Raw genomic sequence first — 15212 nt, 5'->3', positions numbered from 1 at the left:
TCAAGCCAGCGCCACCCCCGCCTGACGCACCACGTCCACCAGTGCCCCGTCGCGCAGCAGCGCGGCCACGCGTTCGATCTCGTCGGTCATGTAACGGTCCATGTCCAGGAACGGCACGTGTTCGCGCACGAACGCGAAGACGGCGCGGCCGGCTGGCGACAGGTGCTCGACCGCGCCGGCCAGTTCCGCCGCCTGGCAGGCGGCCAGCAGTTCCAGCGCCAGGATGTACTGGTTGTTGTCGAGGATGCGGCGCGCGTTGCGGGCCGAGATCAGCCCCATGCTGACCACGTCCTGGTTGTCGCCATTCGACGGCACGCTCTGGATGCTGGCCGGGCTGCAGATCGTGCGGTTCTCGGCCACCAGCGCCGTGGCTGGGTACTGGGCGCCGGCAAAGCCGCAAGACAGCCCTTCGTTGGCGGCGGCCAGGAAGGCCGGCAGGCGGTTGTTCAGGTGCGGGCTCAGCAGCCGGTTCAGGCGGCGTTCGGCCATCACGCCCAATTGCGTGGCGGCGATGGCCAGGAAGTCCATCGCGAAGGCCACCTGCTGGCCGTGGAAATTGCCGCCGTGGAACAGCGCGTCATCGTCAAAGAACAGCGGGTTGTCGTTCGATGAATTGAGTTCGCGCGTCACCACGGTGGCGCAGTGATCCAGCGTATCGCGCACGGCACCGAGCACCTGCGGGATGCAGCGCAGCGTGTAGGCCTTCTGGATGAACACGCCCGTGCCGGTGTTCTTTTCGTCGCCGGCACGATGCTTCATCTCCGCGCTGAGCGTGTCGTGCCCGGCCAGCCGCGTCGAACCGGCCAGCAACGCGCGCAGGTTGGCGGCCGAGCTGATCTGGCCCGGGTGCGGCTTGGCGATGTCATGGCCGTGTGCCATGAACGCATCGGCCGATGCCGACAGCCCTTCCAGCGCCAGCGCCGCAATGGCTTCGGCCTGCCGGACCTGCGCGCGCAGCGTCTCCAGCAGCAGGCACGACACGCCGGTCATGGCGGAAGTGCCATTGATCAACGCCAGCCCTTCCTTGTACGCCAGCGTGATTGGCGCAATGCCGTGCTGTCGCAACACGTCGGCAGTAGGCGCCGTGCCGCCATCGGCGGTCAGCACCTTGCCTTCGCCGATCAGCGTGATGGCCACGTGCGACAGCGGTGCAAGGTCGCCGCTGGCACCGAGCGACCCCACCTGCGGCACGGCCGGCGTGATGCCGGCGGCCAGGTATTTGAGCAACTGCTCGATCACCACCGGGCGCACCGCCGAATAGCCACGCGACAGCGCGTTGGCGCGCGCCACCATCATGGCCCGCACCTCGTCGCGCGAGAACAGCGGCCCCACGCCGGCGCAGTGGCTGCGCAGCAGGTTTTCCTGCAGCGCGCGGCCGTGTTCGATATCGACCCAGTTGTGGACCAGTTCGCCGAACCCGGTGGACACGCCGTAGATCGGCACATTGGTGGCCGCGACTTGCTCGAAGCGCGCGCGGGCATCACGCACCTTGTCGAGAACGTCAGCCGGTACTTGCGCGGTCAACTTGCCGCGGGCGATGCCCGCGACGGATTCGGGGCTGAGCTGGTAGCCGTCAATGGCGGCTTGGCATACGGTGTGGGTCATGGGGCGTGCGGTAGGGATCGAGGCCGGGCGAGAGTGTACCGCGCCCGATTCGTCCTGCCGCAGCCGTTACAGTCCGTAGCGTTTGATCTTGTCGTAGAGCGTCGCCTTGCCCACCTGCAGCAGATCGGCGGCCTGGCTGACGGCGCCGCCCGTGCGCGCGAGCGTATCGGCGATCACGGCGCGCTCGTAGCGTTCCATCCGCTCGCGCAGCGGGATCGAATCGTCGCCGCCTTCCACCTTGCCGGCATGCCCGCCTTCGGGCACGCCCAGCACGAGCCGGTCTGCCGCATTGCGCAGCTCGCGCACGTTGCCGGGCCACGGGCGCTGCATCAGTTGCTGGCGCTGCATCTCGGACAGGATCGGCGCGGGCCGCTGGTAGCGCACGGCGGCCACCAGCATGAAGTGCTCGAACAGCGGCACGATATCCTCGCGGCGCTCGCGCAGCGGCGGCAGCGGAATCGTCACCACGTTCAGGCGGTACAGCAGGTCCTGCCGGAAAGCGCCCTGCGCCACCAGCGACTCCATGTCGCCCTTGGCGGCAGCGATGATGCGCACGTCGATCGGCAGCGATGCGTTCGAGCCCAGCCGCTCCAGCGTGCCTTCCTGCAGCACGCGCAGCAGCTTCACCTGCAGCGCCAGCGGCATGCTCTCGATCTCGTCCAGGAACAGCGTGCCGCCCGACGCATGTTCGAGCTTGCCGATGCGGCGCTTGCCCGCGCCCGTAAACGCGCCGGCCTCGTGGCCGAACATTTCGCTTTCGAAGATCGATTCCGGCACCGCGCCACAGTTCAGCGCGATAAACGGCGCGTCGCGGCGCGTGGACAGCGCGTGCAGGCTGCGCGCCACCAGTTCCTTGCCGGTGCCGGTCTCGCCGTTGATCATCACCGGCACATCGGTTTCGGCCACATTGGCGATCAGGTCGCGCACCCGCGCGATGGCCGGCGACCGGCCGATGATGCGCGTGCCGGCCGCCGGGCCAGCCAGTTCACGGCGCAGCGCCACGTTTTCGAGTTCCAGTGCGCGGCGCTCCAGCGCCCGGCGCACGGTGTCGGTCAGGCGGTCCGCGCCGAAGGGTTTCTCGATGAAGTCGTAGGCGCCCTCGCGCATCGCCTGCACGGCCATCGTAATATCGCCATGCCCGGTCACCAGGATCACCGGCAGGCCCGGCGCCACGTTGCGGCAATGGTGCAGCAGGTCCAGCCCCGACGCGCCGCCCAGGCGCACGTCGGTCACCAGCACGCCCGGGAAGTCGGCGCTCAGGTGCGGCATCGCGGCCTCGGCCGACGGCAGCGCCAGCACCGCGAATCCGGCCAGTTCCAGGCTCTGTGCCGTGGCCTGGCGCACCAGCGGTTCGTCTTCGACAAACAGCACGCGCAGCCCGTCTTGCATCGCAATCATTTCGCTTTTCCTCATCACGCCGCCACGGGCTGGCGCGCCCGCCGCAACGTCACCACAAATTCCGCGCCGCCACCTTCGGCATCGCCCGCCACCAGCTGGCCGCCGAACTCGCGCACGATCGACGACGAGATGGCCAGCCCGAGCCCCAGGCCCTGGCCGATTTCCTTGGTCGTGTAGAACGGCTCGAACAGGTGCGGCAACGCGTCTGGCGCAATGCCGGTGCCATTGTCGCGCACCGCGATGCGCACCTGCTCGTCGGTGGCGACGACGCCGATTTCCACCCGGCCATCGGCCCGGCCCACGGCGGCAATGGCATCGAGCGCGTTGCCAACCAGGTTCAGCAGCACCTGTTCGAGCTTCAGTTCGTCGGCCCACACGGCCAGGTCAGCGGCCTCGCCGTCCAGCCCGCGTACGCGCAGCATCACCTGGCCCAGGCGCGGCGCGATCAGCTGCAGCACATGATCCAGCGCGGCACGCACGCGCACGGCATTGCGGCGCTGGCGCGCCTTGCCGGCAAACAGCTTGAGCTGGCCGGTGATCTTGCCCATGCGCTCGGTCAGGTCGGCGATGGCCGACAGGTTGCCCGTCGCGGCATCGAGCTGCCCGCGCTCCAGCAGCACCCGGGTGTTGTCGGAGAACGTGCGCAGCGCCGCCAGCGGCTGGTTGAGTTCGTGCGTGATGCCCGCCGCCATCTGGCCCAGCGCGGCCAGCTTGCTGGCCTGCACCAGTTCGTCCTGGGTTGCGCGCAGTTCGCCTTCGGCGCGCGTGCGCTCGGCCACCTCGCCTTCGAGCTGTTCGTTGATGGCCATCAGGTCGGCGGTTCGGGCCTCGACGCGGCGTTCCAGTTCGTCGTAGGCGGCTTCCAGCAGGCGGCGGCTGTACAGCATGTCGCGCGCGCGCTGGCGGCGCTGGCGCAGGTTGACCAGCAGCAGGCAGATGCAGGCGTACGCCAGCGCGGCGCCGATGGTCGCACTGCGCGCATTGGCCAGCACCGGGTCCAGCGGCGCCATGACCTGCATGTTCCATCCGGCCGGCCCCACGGCGCGGTTGATTTCGAGATAACGGTCGCCCCCGGCGTCGGCCAGGCCGAAGTTCAGGCCGGCACCCTCCACGCCATCGGGCGCGCCCTCGCCATCGCGCCGGTCGGTAGGGCCTACCCGCACCAGCCGCTGGCCATCGGACAGCGTATTGTCGGCCAGCCAACGCATGACGGGCGACGTCAGCGACTGCATCGGCAGCGGCGTGACATCCACATCGTGGTACTGGCGCGTACGGTGCAGTTCGGCCTGCAGCGCCGGCGGCAGCGGCCGCAGCGTGCGGTACTGCCAGCCGGGCACCGACGACAGGAAGATCACGCCGTGTTCGTCGGACACCATCAGCGGCTCGCCCCGGCCCGAGCCGGCGCGCTGGAACCATTCCAGGTTCAGCTTGACCACCGTCACGCCGATCACCTTGCCACCGGCCTCGATCGGCTGGGCGATGTAGTAGCCCGGCTCGTCGCTGGTGACGCCGATGGCATAGAACCGGCCCACCTCGCCGCGCGAGGCCATCTGGAAATACGGACGGAAGCGATAGTCGGTGCCGACGAAGCTGCCCGGCTCGCCATGGTTGCTGGCGGCCAGCGCCAGGCCGTTCGCCGCAATCACGTAGGTGGCGGATGCCCTGGCGCGCCGGTTGACCTCCACCAGGTAGTCATTGACGGCCGCGATGCGTGCCGGGTCTTGCGGCGATGCCAGCAGCGCGCGCACGGACGGGTGAAGCGACACCAGCGCAGGCAGGAATTCGTAGCGGTCGAGCGTGGATTCGAGCGTGCCCGCGTAGCGGTCGGCACGCATGGCCGTGGATTGCTGCAACGCGACGATGCCGCGCTGCACCGACAGCAGCCAGGTCAGCGTGCACAGCACCAGCAGGCCGGCCAGCAGCGCAACGGCAAAGCCCCACCAGCGCGAACTGTGCTCCGGCGCGTGCACGGAGTCAGGCGGTGCGGGGTCATGCACGGCAAGGAAATCGTCGGAATGGGGCATCGGCGCGGGCGAAAGCTCTCGCGCCGATGATACCCGCTGGCCGCCCCGGGGGTCTGTGTGGCCAGCGGGAGGATCGTGCGGGGTGCCCGCGACGCCGTCCAGCGGGTCGGCGGGCACCGGGCCAGACATGTCAGGCGCTGGCGTCGGCGAGTTCGACGTTGTCATCGCCACCACCACGCAGCACGCGGTTCAGGCGGGCGCGGTCAAGCTCGCGTTCCCAGGCCGACACCACCACGGTGGCCACGCCATTGCCGATGATGTTGGTCAGCGCGCGGCATTCGCTCATGAAGCGGTCGATGCCGAGGATCAGCACCATGCCGGCCACCGGGATGGTCGGCACCACGGCCAGCGTGGCCGCCAGCGTGATGAAGCCCGAGCCGGTCACGCCGCTGGCGCCCTTGGACGTCACCATGGCCACGGCCAGGATGGTCAGCTGCTGCATCAGGGTCAGCTCGATGTTCGTCGCCTGGGCGATGAAGATCACGGCCATCGTCATGTAGATGTTGGTGCCGTCCAGGTTGAACGAGTAACCGGTAGGCACCACCAGGCCGACCACCGACTTCGAGCAGCCCAGCTTTTCCATCTTCTCCATCAGGTGCGGCAGCGCGGCTTCCGACGAGCTGGTACCCAGCACTATCAGCAGCTCTTCCTTGATGTACGCGACGAAGCGGATGATCGAGAAGCCGGTCAGGCGCGCCACGGTGCCCAGCACCACCAGCACGAACACGATGGCGGTGAAGTAGAACGTGCCGATCAGCTTCAGCAGCGGAATCAGCGAGCCCAGGCCGTACTTGCCGATCGTGAAGGCCATGGCGCCGAACGCGCCGATCGGGGCCACCTTGGTGATCACGTGCACGATGTGGAAGAACACCTTCGACACCTGGTCGACCATGTCGTGGATGATCTGCGCGCGGTCGCCGATGATGGCCAGTGCCGAGCCGAAGAACAGCGAGACCAGCAGGATCTGCAGGATGTCGCCATTGGCGAACGCGCTGAAGATCGTGTCCGGGATGATGTGCATGAAGAACTCGACCGTGCTCTGGCCGTGGGCCTTCGACACGTACTGCGAGATCGACTTGGTGTCCAGCGTGGCCGGATCGATGTTGAAGCCCACGCCGGGTTTCAGCACGTGCGATGCCATCAGGCCGATCAGCAGCGCGAACGTGGACACGATCTCGAAGTACAGCAGCGCCTTGCCGCCCACGCGGCCCACCTTCTTCATGTCGCGCATGCCGGCGATGCCGGACACCACGGTACAGAAGATGATCGGGCCGATGATCATCTTGATCAGCTTGATGAACGCGTCGCCCAGCGGCTTCATTTCCACGCCGGTGGCCGGCGCGAAATGACCCAGCAGGATGCCCACGGCAATCGCGAACAGGACCTGCACGTACAGGATCTTGTAAAAGGGTTTCCTCATGATGTCGTCCTCGGTGTTTTGACCGGTGCCGGGCGCTCGGTAGGCGCCCACGTTGCACGCCTGGCCCAAGGCAGCGGGCGGCGCGTCTGAAGGTAACTATTTGCAACAGCCGTGCCACAGGGGCCGGCGCCGCCAAGCCCTTGATTTGCAAGGGAAGCCATCGGGGGCGGCGGGCGGATCGATCCGGGATTCCGGAAATCCGGAATGGGCGCCTCCGGGAATTCGGACGGCTTCAGGCGGATTTCGAGCCGAAAAGTGCGTCGTTCGCCATGTGGAAGGCCGTTTCGGGCCGCCGGGTCCTCCGCGCGACGCCCATGCGCATCGCGATTTCCGGAATTCCGGGCAGCGCCGCTGCGCGGAACGCGGGGCGCGACCACGTATAATTCCGAGCTTCCTCGATTCATGCCGCGCCAGTCGCCCGCGTTACCACGCCGGTGGGCCCGGCGCCACGCAGTCCAGTTCGCCGCCATGAGCAGCTACTACAAACACCACGTTTTCTTCTGCCTGAACCAGCGCGACGACGGCAAGGCCTGCTGTGCCGACCACAATGCCAAGGCCATGCAGGAATACGCCAAGAAACGCTGCAAGGAGCTGGGCATCGCCGGCGCCGAAGGCCGCGTGCGCATCAACAAGGCCGGCTGCCTGAACCGTTGTGAACTTGGTCCGGTGCTGGTGGTCTACCCCGAGGCCGTCTGGTACACCTTCGTCGACGAGCAGGACATCGACGAGATCATCGACAGCCATCTGATTCACGGCAAGCCCGTCGAACGCCTGATGGTCGATCGCTGATCCGGTACCCGCCGGGCCGCGCCGGGCCGCCTGCCCGGTTTTTTGTTGTGCCGCTTTTGTCGTGCCGCTTTTGTCGTGCTGTTGTTGTCGCCGAACCTTCCTGCCTCCTCGCCATGAACGCGCATACCCAGGTCACCACCATCGCCGGCCCCGTCGGCGCCATCGACATCTCGATCGATCTGCCGCAGAACGAGCCGGTGCGTGGCCTGGCGCTGGTGGCGCATCCGCACCCGCTGTTTGCCGGCACCAAGGACAACAAGGTGGCGCAGACGCTGGCGCGCACGTTCGTGGCGCTGGGCTATGCCACGGTGCGGCCGAACTTCCGCGGCGTGGGCGGCACGGCCGGCGAGCATGACCAGGGCATCGGCGAACAGGACGACCTGCTGGCCGTGATCGACTGGATGCGCACGCAGACCGCGTGGTCGCCCGACGTGGCCGCGCTGCCGCTGGCGCTGGGCGGCTTCTCGTTCGGCAGTTTCGTGCAGACGCACGTGGCACGCCGCCTGGCCGAAGCGGGCACGCCCGCGCAGCGGCTGGTGCTGGTGGGCACGGCCACCAGCCGCTGGGAAGTGGCCACCGTGCCGGCCGACACCATCGTGATCCACGGCGAACAGGACGACACCGTGCCGCTGGCCAGCGTGCTGGACTGGGCCCGTCCGCAGGAACTGCCGGTCATCGTCATTCCTGGCGCCGACCATTTTTTTCACCGCAAGCTGCACCTGATCAAGCAGCTTGTCGTCAACGCGTGGGAACGGTGAACCGTCCCGCCCGCGCCATCCCTTTATTGTTGGAACACTACCCATGCTGAACAGAGCCACGCCGCATTTCGCATCCGCCCTTGCTCCCGTCGCCGTCGCCGCGACGCTTGCCACCGTGCTTGCCGCCGCCCCCGCCGCCGTCCTGGCGCAGGGCGTGCCGATGCCGCAGGTGGCCGCCAAGTCGTGGATGCTGTACGACGTGACCAGCGGCCAGGCCCTGGCGTCGCAGAATGCCGACCTGCGCATCGAGCCCGCGTCGCTGACCAAGCTGATGACCGCCTACCTGGTGTTCGAGGCGCTCAAGGAAAAGCGCCTGACGCTGGACCAGACCGTCACGCCGACCGAGATCGTGCGCAAGGTCAAAAGCGATGAGTCGCGCATGTTCATCGAGGCCGGCAAGCCGGTCAGCGTGAACGACCTGCTGATGGGCCTGATCGTGCAGTCGGGCAACGACGCGTCGCTGGCGCTGGCCGAGGCCGTGGGCGGCTCGGAAGAAGGTTTCGTGGCGATGATGAACCGCGAAGCGCAGCGCATGGGCATGAAGGGTACGCACTTCACGAACACCGACGGGGTGCCCGATCCGAACCACTACACCACGGCCGTCGACCTGGCCACGCTGTCCACGCGCCTGATCAAGGACTTCCCCGAGTACTACGGAATGTACTCGCAGAAGGAGTTCACCTATAACAAGATCAGGCAGCCCAACCGCAACCGCCTGCTGTACATCGACCCGACCGTCGACGGTCTGAAGACCGGCCACACCAAGTCCGCCGGCTACTGCCTGATCTCGTCGGCCCAGCGCCCGCTGGCCAATGTGCCGAATGGCACGCGCCGCCTGGTGTCGATCGTGATCGGCACGGCCACCGAGCAGATCCGCACCCAGGAAAGCCTGAAGATCCTGAACTACGGCTTCCAGTTCTTCGACACGCTGCGCCTGTACGATAAGGGCCAGGTCCTGGCCACGCCCGATATCTACAAGGGCCGCGCCAGCATCGTGAAGATCGGCGTGGCCAACGAGACGTTCGTGACGGTGCCCAAGGGTACCGGCGGCCGCCTGAAGCCGGTGCTGGAGCGTCAGGAACTGCTGATCGCCCCGATCGCCGCGGGCCAGCAGGTGGGCACGGTCAAGCTGATGGACGGCGCCAACAAGGTGGGCGAGTTCCCGGTGGTGGCCCTGGAGGAAGTGCCCGAGGCAGGCTTCTTCGGCCGCCTGTGGGATACGATCCGCCTCTGGTTCAAGCGCAAGTAAGCGCAAGCAGGCGCAATTGAGCGCGCACAAGGTTACGCAAGATGACGACAGATTCCAGCAACGGTCCGCTGATCCCGGGTGACATCCCGCCCGAGCAGTCGCTGATCGAATACCCGAGCGAATTCCCGATCAAGGTCATGGGCGCCATGCAGGACGGCTTTGCCGAGGCCATCGTGACGCTGATCCAGGAATTCGACCCGAACTTCCACGCCGGCAAGATGGAGATGCGTCCGTCGCGCAACGGCAACTACCTGGGGCTGACCGTGACCGTGTACGTCACGAGCCGCGAGCACCTGGACAGCGTGTACCGTGCGCTGACGTCGCACCCGATGGTCAAGGTGGTGCTGTAACCACATGAACGTCGTTACCCTGAAGCCCGGCAAGGAAAAATCCCTGCTCCGGCGCCACCCGTGGGTCTACGCCACGGGCATCGCCTCCACCGAAGGCCGCTGCGAGGCCGGCTCGACCGTGGTCATCCGCAGCGCGGACGGCCGCTTCCTGGCGCGCGGCGCCTACAGCCCCGAATCGCAGATCCGGGTGCGCGTATGGACGTTCGACGAAAACGAGCCGGTCGACCATGCGATGTTCAAGCGCCGCGTGTCGGCCGCGCTGGCGCACCGCCAGCGTTGGGTCAGCGACACCAGCGCGGTGCGGCTGATCTTCGGCGAATCCGACCGCCTGCCCGGCCTGATCGTCGACTACTACGGCCAGGGCGAGACCGGGCAGCTGGTCTGCCAGTTCAACGCCGCCGGCGTAGAGCAGTGGAAGGACGCCCTGGTACAGGCGCTGGTCAAGGAAACCGGCTGCCCGAACGTCTACGAACGGTCCGACGCGGCCGTGCGCCAGCGCGAAGGGCTGGAACTGGTCACCGGCGTGCTGGCCGGTGCCGAGCCAGATCCGCAGCTGTCGGTGACCGAACACGGTGTGCGCTACTACGTGGACGTGCGCAACGGCCACAAGACCGGCTTTTACGTCGATCAGCGCGACAACCGCAAGCTCGTGGGCGATCTGGCCGAAGGCCGCGACGTGCTGAACTGCTTCTGCTACACGGGCGGCTTCTCGCTGGCCGCACTGCGTGGCGGCGCGAAGTCGGTGACGTCGATCGATTCGTCGGGCGAGGCGCTCAAGATCGCGGCCAGCAACGTGACGCTGAACGGCTTCGACGCCGGGCGCGCCACCTGGCTCGATGCGGACGTGTTCAAGATGCTGCGCGAATTCCGCGCCGAGGGCCGCCAGTTCGACCTGATCGTGCTGGATCCACCCAAGTTCGCCCCGTCGGCCCAGCACATCGACCGCGCCGCGCGCGCCTACAAGGAAATCAACCTCGTCGGCATGCAGCTGCTGCGGCCGGGCGGCCTGCTGTTCACGTACTCGTGCTCGGGTGCCATCAGCATGGAACTGTTCCAGAAGATCGTGGCCGGCGCCGCCACCGATGCCCGCGCCGATGCCCGCATCCTGCGCCGCCTGTCGGCCGGCACCGATCACCCGATGTCGGCCGCCTTCCCCGAAGGCGAATACCTGAAGGGCCTGCTGCTGGAAAAGATCTAGTCCGGGCCGGAAAACCCGTCAGCTCACGGGTTTTCCGGAATTGCCGCGGAACTGCCTTCTGGTGGTCATATTCGCCCCCTAAGATTCGTCTCACGGTAAGGCATTGGCAGGTGCCTGACCGTCTCTTCTTATCAGTCTTCGTGGTAATCGCCCCGCTAACCCAGCGGGGCTTTTTTTCGCCCCGGCCACCACCGAGGCCGCGCTCTACCGTGACGCCACGGCAGGCGAAACTCCCTATAATCGAACGACCGTGCATTTCGCACCGCTTGTCCGCGTCATTTCATCAGACGGATTCGAGGAGACACCATGCCTGCCGCCAAACACATTCCGCCAGCCCTGCAGAACCTGGCCCTGCCCGTCATCGCGTCGCCGATGTTCATCGTCAGCTACCCGGAACTGGTGCTGGCCCAGTGCAAGGCCGGCATCGTCGGATCGTTCCCCGCGCTCAACGCGCGCCCGGCCGAGTTGCTCGACGAATGGCTGACGCAGATCCAGGAAGAACTGGCGGCATTCCGGGCTGCCAATCCCGGCAAGCCCGTCGGCCCGCTCGCCGTGAACCAGATCGTGCACGCTTCCAACGCGCGGCTGGAACATGATGTGAAGGTGTGCGTGGAACACAAGGTGCCGATCTTCATCACGTCGCTGCGGGCGCCCCCCAAGGAAATGATCGACGCCGTGCACAGCTACGGCGGCATCGTGCTGCACGACGTCATCAACATCCGCCACGCCGAAAAGGCCATCGAGGCCGGCGTGGACGGGCTGATCCTGGTAGCGGCCGGCGCCGGCGGCCATGCCGGCACGCTGTCGCCGTTCGCGCTGGTCGGCGAAGTGCGCAAGATCTTCGACGGTCCGATCGCACTGTCCGGATCGATCGCCACCGGCGACGCCGTGCTGGCCGCCCAGGCCATGGGCGCCGACTTCGCCTACGTGGGCACCCGCTTCATCGCGTCGCAGGAAGGCCATGCCAGCGCCGAGTACAAGCAGTCGATCACCAGTTCGGCCGCTTCGGACATCATCTACACGAACCTGTTCACGGGCGTGCACGGCAACTACATCCGCGAGAGCATCGTCAACTCGGGCCTGGACCCCGAAGACCTGCCGGTGGCCGACAAGAGCAAGATGGACTTTTCGAGCGGCAGCTCGAAGGCCAAGGCCTGGAAGGACATCTGGGGTGCCGGCCAGGGCGTGGGCCAGATCCACGACATCCCCACCGCCGGCGAGATCGTGGCGCGCATGAAGGCCGAGTACGATGCGGCGCGCGCCCGGCTGGGGCTGGTAGCATAAGGGCGTTTCTGCGCCCCTTTTCCTGCACCGTTGCCTTCTTCCGACCCCGAAACACCGACCGACCCCACCCACCTGGCCGGCACGCTCACGCACCGGGAGCGCGTGATCCGCGCGTTCTGGGTCACGCTGGGCATCATCAGCCTGGTGCTCGGCTTTATCGGCATCTTCCTGCCGCTGCTGCCGACCACGCCGTTCGTGCTGCTGGCGGCGGCGTGCTTCGCGCGCGGGTCGGAAAAATTCCACAACTGGCTGATCACGCACGAGCGATTCGGGCCCCTGGTGCGTGACTGGCAGGCCCACCGCAGCATTCCGTTCCGCGCCAAGTGCCTGGCGCTGTCGATGATGTGGACGTCGATGAGCATCACGGCCTGGCTGCTGCGCGCACGGCCGGTGTCGTCGCTGACGCTGATCGCCATCGGCGTCGCCGTTACGGTCTGGATGGTACGGCTGCCCACGCGGCCGCGCGGCGGCTACCCCGAGGCCAGCGACGGTCCGTCGTCGCAAGCGTAGGGCCGCCGTCGCCGGCCTTCACCCCACGGCGATCAGTCGTAGCTGCGCGCGTCCTCGATCGATTTGCCGTCCTGCGGCAGCGATCCCGGCGCGGCGAAGCGCACCTCGCCACGCAACCGCATCACCTCGCGCATCGAATCGGCCACGGCAAGCGCCAGGCCCTCGTCGATGCGCGTGGCATCGCAATGGAGCGTCATCACGTCGGCGCCAATCGTGCCCGTCACCACCAGCCGCGCCGCGCGGATTTCCGGGTGACGCCGCACCACTTCGGCCACCTGCCCCGGATGCACGAACATGCCCTTGACCTTGGTGGTCTGGTCGGCGCGTCCCAGCCAGCCTTTCAGCCGGATATTGGTGCGGCCACACGGGCTGGCGCGGTGCGAGGACTCCGCCACGATGGCCGAGAGGTCGCCGGTGCCAAACCGGATCAGCGGGTAGTCGACGTTGCCCAGCACGGTAACCACCACCTCGCCCACCTCGCCCTCGGGCATCGGCTTCGTACCGCCCGGCTCGACGATCTCGACCAGTACGCCCTCGTCCACCACCCAGCCGTCGCCGCCGTCGGTCTCGAAGGCGATCAGTCCGACATCGGCCGTGCCGTACATCTGGCGCGCCGTGACGCCGTGGTCCTGCAGCCAGCCCCGCAGCGCGGGCGGGCATGCCTCGCCCGACACCAGCGCCTTGGACAGGCTCGCGCACGGCAGCCCCATCTCGTCACCTTTCTCGATCAGCAGCTTCAGGAACGATGGCGTGCCCGCGTAGGCGGCAGGCTGCAGGCTGGCCAGCGCCTGCACCTGCGATTCGGTCTGGCCGACGCCCGCCGGGAACACGCAGCACCCCAGCTTGTGGGCGCCCGATTCCATCATCATCCCGGCCGGCGTGAAGTGATACGAGAACGTGTTGTAGACCAGCTCGCCGGACCGGAAGCCCGCCGCGAACATCGCGCGCGCCGTGCGCCACCAGTCGGCGGCAAAGCCATCGGGCTCGTGGATCGGCCCTGGCGACTGGAACACATGGCGCAGGCCCCCCAGCGCCGTGGCATTGAGCCCGCCCAGCGGCGGCACCACGCGCTGGCGCGCGCTCAGTTCGGACTTGCGCGTGACCGGCAGCAGCGCCAGCGCATCGCGCGAGGTGATCTCGCGTGCGTCGAAGTCGCACAGGATTTCGGCAAAATACGGTGCATGTGCCCGCGCATGTGCGACCTGGCGCGCCACGGCGGCAAGCAGCGCGGCCTCGCGCTCCGCAGGCGCGCGCGTCTCCAGCGAATCGAAGTATTCAGCCATATCGGTGTCCAGGGGAGATTCAGGCCAGCCAGCGTTTGCGCCGGCGATAGCTTTTCACATCGCGGAACGATTTGCGCGCGCCGCCTTCGGCGTCGTTGGCGGCCACGCCCAGGTAAAACTCCTTGACGTCCTCGTTGGTGCGCAGCGATTCGGCTTCGCCGTCCATCACCACGCGGCCGTTTTCGAGGATGTAGCCGTAGTCGGCATAGCGCAGCGCCACCATCGTGTTCTGCTCGGCCAGCAGGAAGCTCACGCGCTCGCGCGCGTTCAGGTCGCGCACGATCTCGAAGATTTCCTCCACGATCTGCGGCGCCAGGCCCATCGACGGCTCGTCCAGCAGGATCATCGACGGCTTGGCCATCATCGCGCGCCCGATCGCGCACATCTGCTGCTCGCCCCCCGAGGTATAGCCGGCCTGCGACTTGCGGCGCGTCTTCAGGCGCGGAAAGTAGTCGTAGATCTTCTCCAGCGCGTCGCGCGTTTCACCACGCGACAGGCCGCGCGTGTAGGCCCCGGTCAGCAGGTTTTCCTCGATGGTCAGGTGCGCGAAGCAGTGGCGGCCTTCCATCACCTGGATCACGCCGCGCTTGACCAGGTCGTTGGGCGTGAGCTGGTCCACGCGCTGGCCGCGGTACTCGATCGATCCCTTGGTGACATCGCCGCGCTCGGCGTGCAGCAGGTTCGAGATGGCCTTGAGCGTGGTGGTCTTGCCCGCGCCGTTGGCACCCAGCAGCGCCACGATGCGGCCCTCCGGCACATCGAGCGAGACGCCCTTGAGCACCAGGATCACATGGTCGTAGATGACTTCGATGTTGTTGACGGATAGAAGGGTCATGTCTTGTCCCTGTACTGTTTTTACTCCCCTCTCCCACTTGCGTGAGAGGGGTTGGGGGAGAGGGCCCGGCGCATCAAGACTCGGCATGTCGCAATTTGAGCCTCAATACCCTCTCCCCGGCCCCTCTCCCGCGCAGCAGGAGAGAGGAGAAAACCGTTGGTGCTTCAGATGCGGGCAATCCACTGTAGTGGTCAAGTTTTTTCAGACAGGTGTTAGGGTGGTCTGTTGGAACTTGTCCTCGTAGTCTGTTGGCGACGCGTAGCCCAGTGTCGAATGCAAGCGCACCGGGTTGTAGAAGTCCACGATGTACTGTGTGATGTCGCGCCGGGCTTCGGCCCGGTCGGTGTACCGCCTCTGCCAGACCCGCTCCATCTTCAGGTTTAGGAAGAAGCGTTCGGCTACGGCGTTATCCCAGCAATCGCCCGACCGGCTCATGCTACAAACCAGGCCGTGGCGCGCCAGCAATCCCTGGTACTCCTCGCTTGCATACTGGCTGCCCCGGTCCGAAT

The 15212-nt window shown here is 67.0% G+C and carries 14 protein-coding genes; 7 read left to right on the top strand and 7 right to left on the bottom strand.

All coding sequences use genetic code 11. From position 1 onward, the window contains the following. The 4 genes from cmdF to BLQ58_RS25665 all read right to left on the bottom strand — a co-directional run bounded on the left by cmdF (position 1) and on the right by BLQ58_RS25665 (position 6447). Positions 1-1605 carry a tyrosine 2,3-aminomutase gene (gene cmdF, locus BLQ58_RS25680; protein WP_092603087.1) on the bottom strand — a complete coding sequence of 535 codons (1605 nt, stop codon included), beginning with the start codon at positions 1603-1605 and terminating at the stop codon, positions 1-3. Positions 1606-1671: 66 nt separating this feature from the next. Then, the gene (locus BLQ58_RS25675) at positions 1672-2994 is read right to left on the bottom strand and encodes a sigma-54-dependent transcriptional regulator (RefSeq protein WP_092603231.1); all 1323 of its coding nucleotides are present in this window, start codon (positions 2992-2994) and stop codon (positions 1672-1674) included. 23 nt (positions 2995-3017) lie between these two features. Further along, the gene (locus tag BLQ58_RS25670; protein ID WP_092603085.1) at positions 3018-5027 is read right to left on the bottom strand and encodes a sensor histidine kinase; all 2010 of its coding nucleotides are present in this window, start codon (positions 5025-5027) and stop codon (positions 3018-3020) included. Positions 5028-5157: 130 nt separating this feature from the next. Beyond that, positions 5158-6447 (bottom strand): dicarboxylate/amino acid:cation symporter, encoded by a 1290-nt coding sequence (locus tag BLQ58_RS25665; RefSeq protein WP_092603229.1) that lies wholly within the window; start codon positions 6445-6447, stop codon positions 5158-5160. A 468-nt stretch (positions 6448-6915) separates the two neighbouring features. Here BLQ58_RS25665 and BLQ58_RS25660 point away from each other — a divergent pair, with 468 nt between their 5' ends. The 7 genes from BLQ58_RS25660 to BLQ58_RS25630 all read left to right on the top strand — a co-directional run bounded on the left by BLQ58_RS25660 (position 6916) and on the right by BLQ58_RS25630 (position 12585). Next, on the top strand, positions 6916-7236 hold the full coding sequence (locus BLQ58_RS25660; protein WP_092603084.1) for a (2Fe-2S) ferredoxin domain-containing protein: 321 nt from the start codon (positions 6916-6918) through the stop codon (positions 7234-7236). A gap of 113 nt (positions 7237-7349) precedes the next feature. Further along, positions 7350-7994 carry an alpha/beta hydrolase gene (locus tag BLQ58_RS25655; protein ID WP_092603082.1) on the top strand — a complete coding sequence of 215 codons (645 nt, stop codon included), beginning with the start codon at positions 7350-7352 and terminating at the stop codon, positions 7992-7994. A 43-nt stretch (positions 7995-8037) separates the two neighbouring features. Then, complete coding sequence (locus BLQ58_RS25650; protein ID WP_092603080.1) at positions 8038-9243, top strand: D-alanyl-D-alanine carboxypeptidase family protein; 1206 nt, start codon at positions 8038-8040, stop codon at positions 9241-9243. Between the two features lie 41 nt (positions 9244-9284). Further along, a complete protein-coding gene (locus tag BLQ58_RS25645; protein ID WP_092603078.1) occupies positions 9285-9593 on the top strand; it encodes a DUF493 family protein in 309 nt (102 codons plus the stop codon). A 4-nt stretch (positions 9594-9597) separates the two neighbouring features. Continuing rightward, complete coding sequence (locus BLQ58_RS25640) at positions 9598-10791, top strand: class I SAM-dependent rRNA methyltransferase (RefSeq protein WP_092603076.1); 1194 nt, start codon at positions 9598-9600, stop codon at positions 10789-10791. Between the two features lie 306 nt (positions 10792-11097). After that, positions 11098-12075, top strand: coding sequence for an NAD(P)H-dependent flavin oxidoreductase (locus BLQ58_RS25635; protein WP_092603074.1), 978 nt, complete (start codon positions 11098-11100; stop codon positions 12073-12075). 30 nt (positions 12076-12105) lie between these two features. After that, the gene (locus tag BLQ58_RS25630) at positions 12106-12585 is read left to right on the top strand and encodes a YbaN family protein (RefSeq protein WP_254776158.1); all 480 of its coding nucleotides are present in this window, start codon (positions 12106-12108) and stop codon (positions 12583-12585) included. Positions 12586-12617: 32 nt separating this feature from the next. On the opposite strand, the gene BLQ58_RS25625 is transcribed toward BLQ58_RS25630, so the two are convergent. From BLQ58_RS25625 to BLQ58_RS25615, 3 genes are all read right to left on the bottom strand, one after another. Next, a complete protein-coding gene (locus tag BLQ58_RS25625; RefSeq protein ID WP_092603072.1) occupies positions 12618-13868 on the bottom strand; it encodes a phenylacetate--CoA ligase family protein in 1251 nt (416 codons plus the stop codon). 19 nt (positions 13869-13887) lie between these two features. After that, a complete protein-coding gene (locus BLQ58_RS25620) occupies positions 13888-14703 on the bottom strand; it encodes an ABC transporter ATP-binding protein (RefSeq protein WP_092603070.1) in 816 nt (271 codons plus the stop codon). Positions 14704-14904: 201 nt separating this feature from the next. After that, on the bottom strand, positions 14905-15212 hold a 308-nt coding region (locus BLQ58_RS25615; RefSeq protein WP_139186176.1), incomplete at its 5' end, for an integrase core domain-containing protein.

Origin of the sequence: Ralstonia sp. 25mfcol4.1 (assembly GCF_900104095.1) — a bacterium.
Lineage (GTDB): Bacteria > Pseudomonadota > Gammaproteobacteria > Burkholderiales > Burkholderiaceae > Cupriavidus.
This window is presented reverse-complemented; position numbering and strand designations above follow the sequence as displayed.

Excerpts from the sequence above, each read along its gene's own strand:
- BLQ58_RS25640 (WP_092603076.1), top strand. The coding sequence starts at position 9,598 with ATGAACGTCGTTACCCTGAAGCCCGGCAAGGAAAAATCCCTGCTCCGG.
- BLQ58_RS25655 (WP_092603082.1), top strand. The coding sequence starts at position 7,350 with ATGAACGCGCATACCCAGGTCACCACCATCGCCGGCCCCGTCGGCGCC.
- BLQ58_RS25675 (WP_092603231.1), bottom strand. The coding sequence starts at position 2,994 with ATGCAAGACGGGCTGCGCGTGCTGTTTGTCGAAGACGAACCGCTGGTG.
- BLQ58_RS25665 (WP_092603229.1), bottom strand. The coding sequence starts at position 6,447 with ATGAGGAAACCCTTTTACAAGATCCTGTACGTGCAGGTCCTGTTCGCG.
- BLQ58_RS25670 (WP_092603085.1), bottom strand. The coding sequence starts at position 5,027 with ATGCCCCATTCCGACGATTTCCTTGCCGTGCATGACCCCGCACCGCCT.
- BLQ58_RS25625 (WP_092603072.1), bottom strand. The coding sequence starts at position 13,868 with ATGGCTGAATACTTCGATTCGCTGGAGACGCGCGCGCCTGCGGAGCGC.
- BLQ58_RS25635 (WP_092603074.1), top strand. The coding sequence starts at position 11,098 with ATGCCTGCCGCCAAACACATTCCGCCAGCCCTGCAGAACCTGGCCCTG.
- BLQ58_RS25620 (WP_092603070.1), bottom strand. The coding sequence starts at position 14,703 with ATGACCCTTCTATCCGTCAACAACATCGAAGTCATCTACGACCATGTG.
- BLQ58_RS25650 (WP_092603080.1), top strand. The coding sequence starts at position 8,038 with ATGCTGAACAGAGCCACGCCGCATTTCGCATCCGCCCTTGCTCCCGTC.
- cmdF (WP_092603087.1), bottom strand. The coding sequence starts at position 1,605 with ATGACCCACACCGTATGCCAAGCCGCCATTGACGGCTACCAGCTCAGC.
- BLQ58_RS25645 (WP_092603078.1), top strand. The coding sequence starts at position 9,285 with ATGACGACAGATTCCAGCAACGGTCCGCTGATCCCGGGTGACATCCCG.
- BLQ58_RS25660 (WP_092603084.1), top strand. The coding sequence starts at position 6,916 with ATGAGCAGCTACTACAAACACCACGTTTTCTTCTGCCTGAACCAGCGC.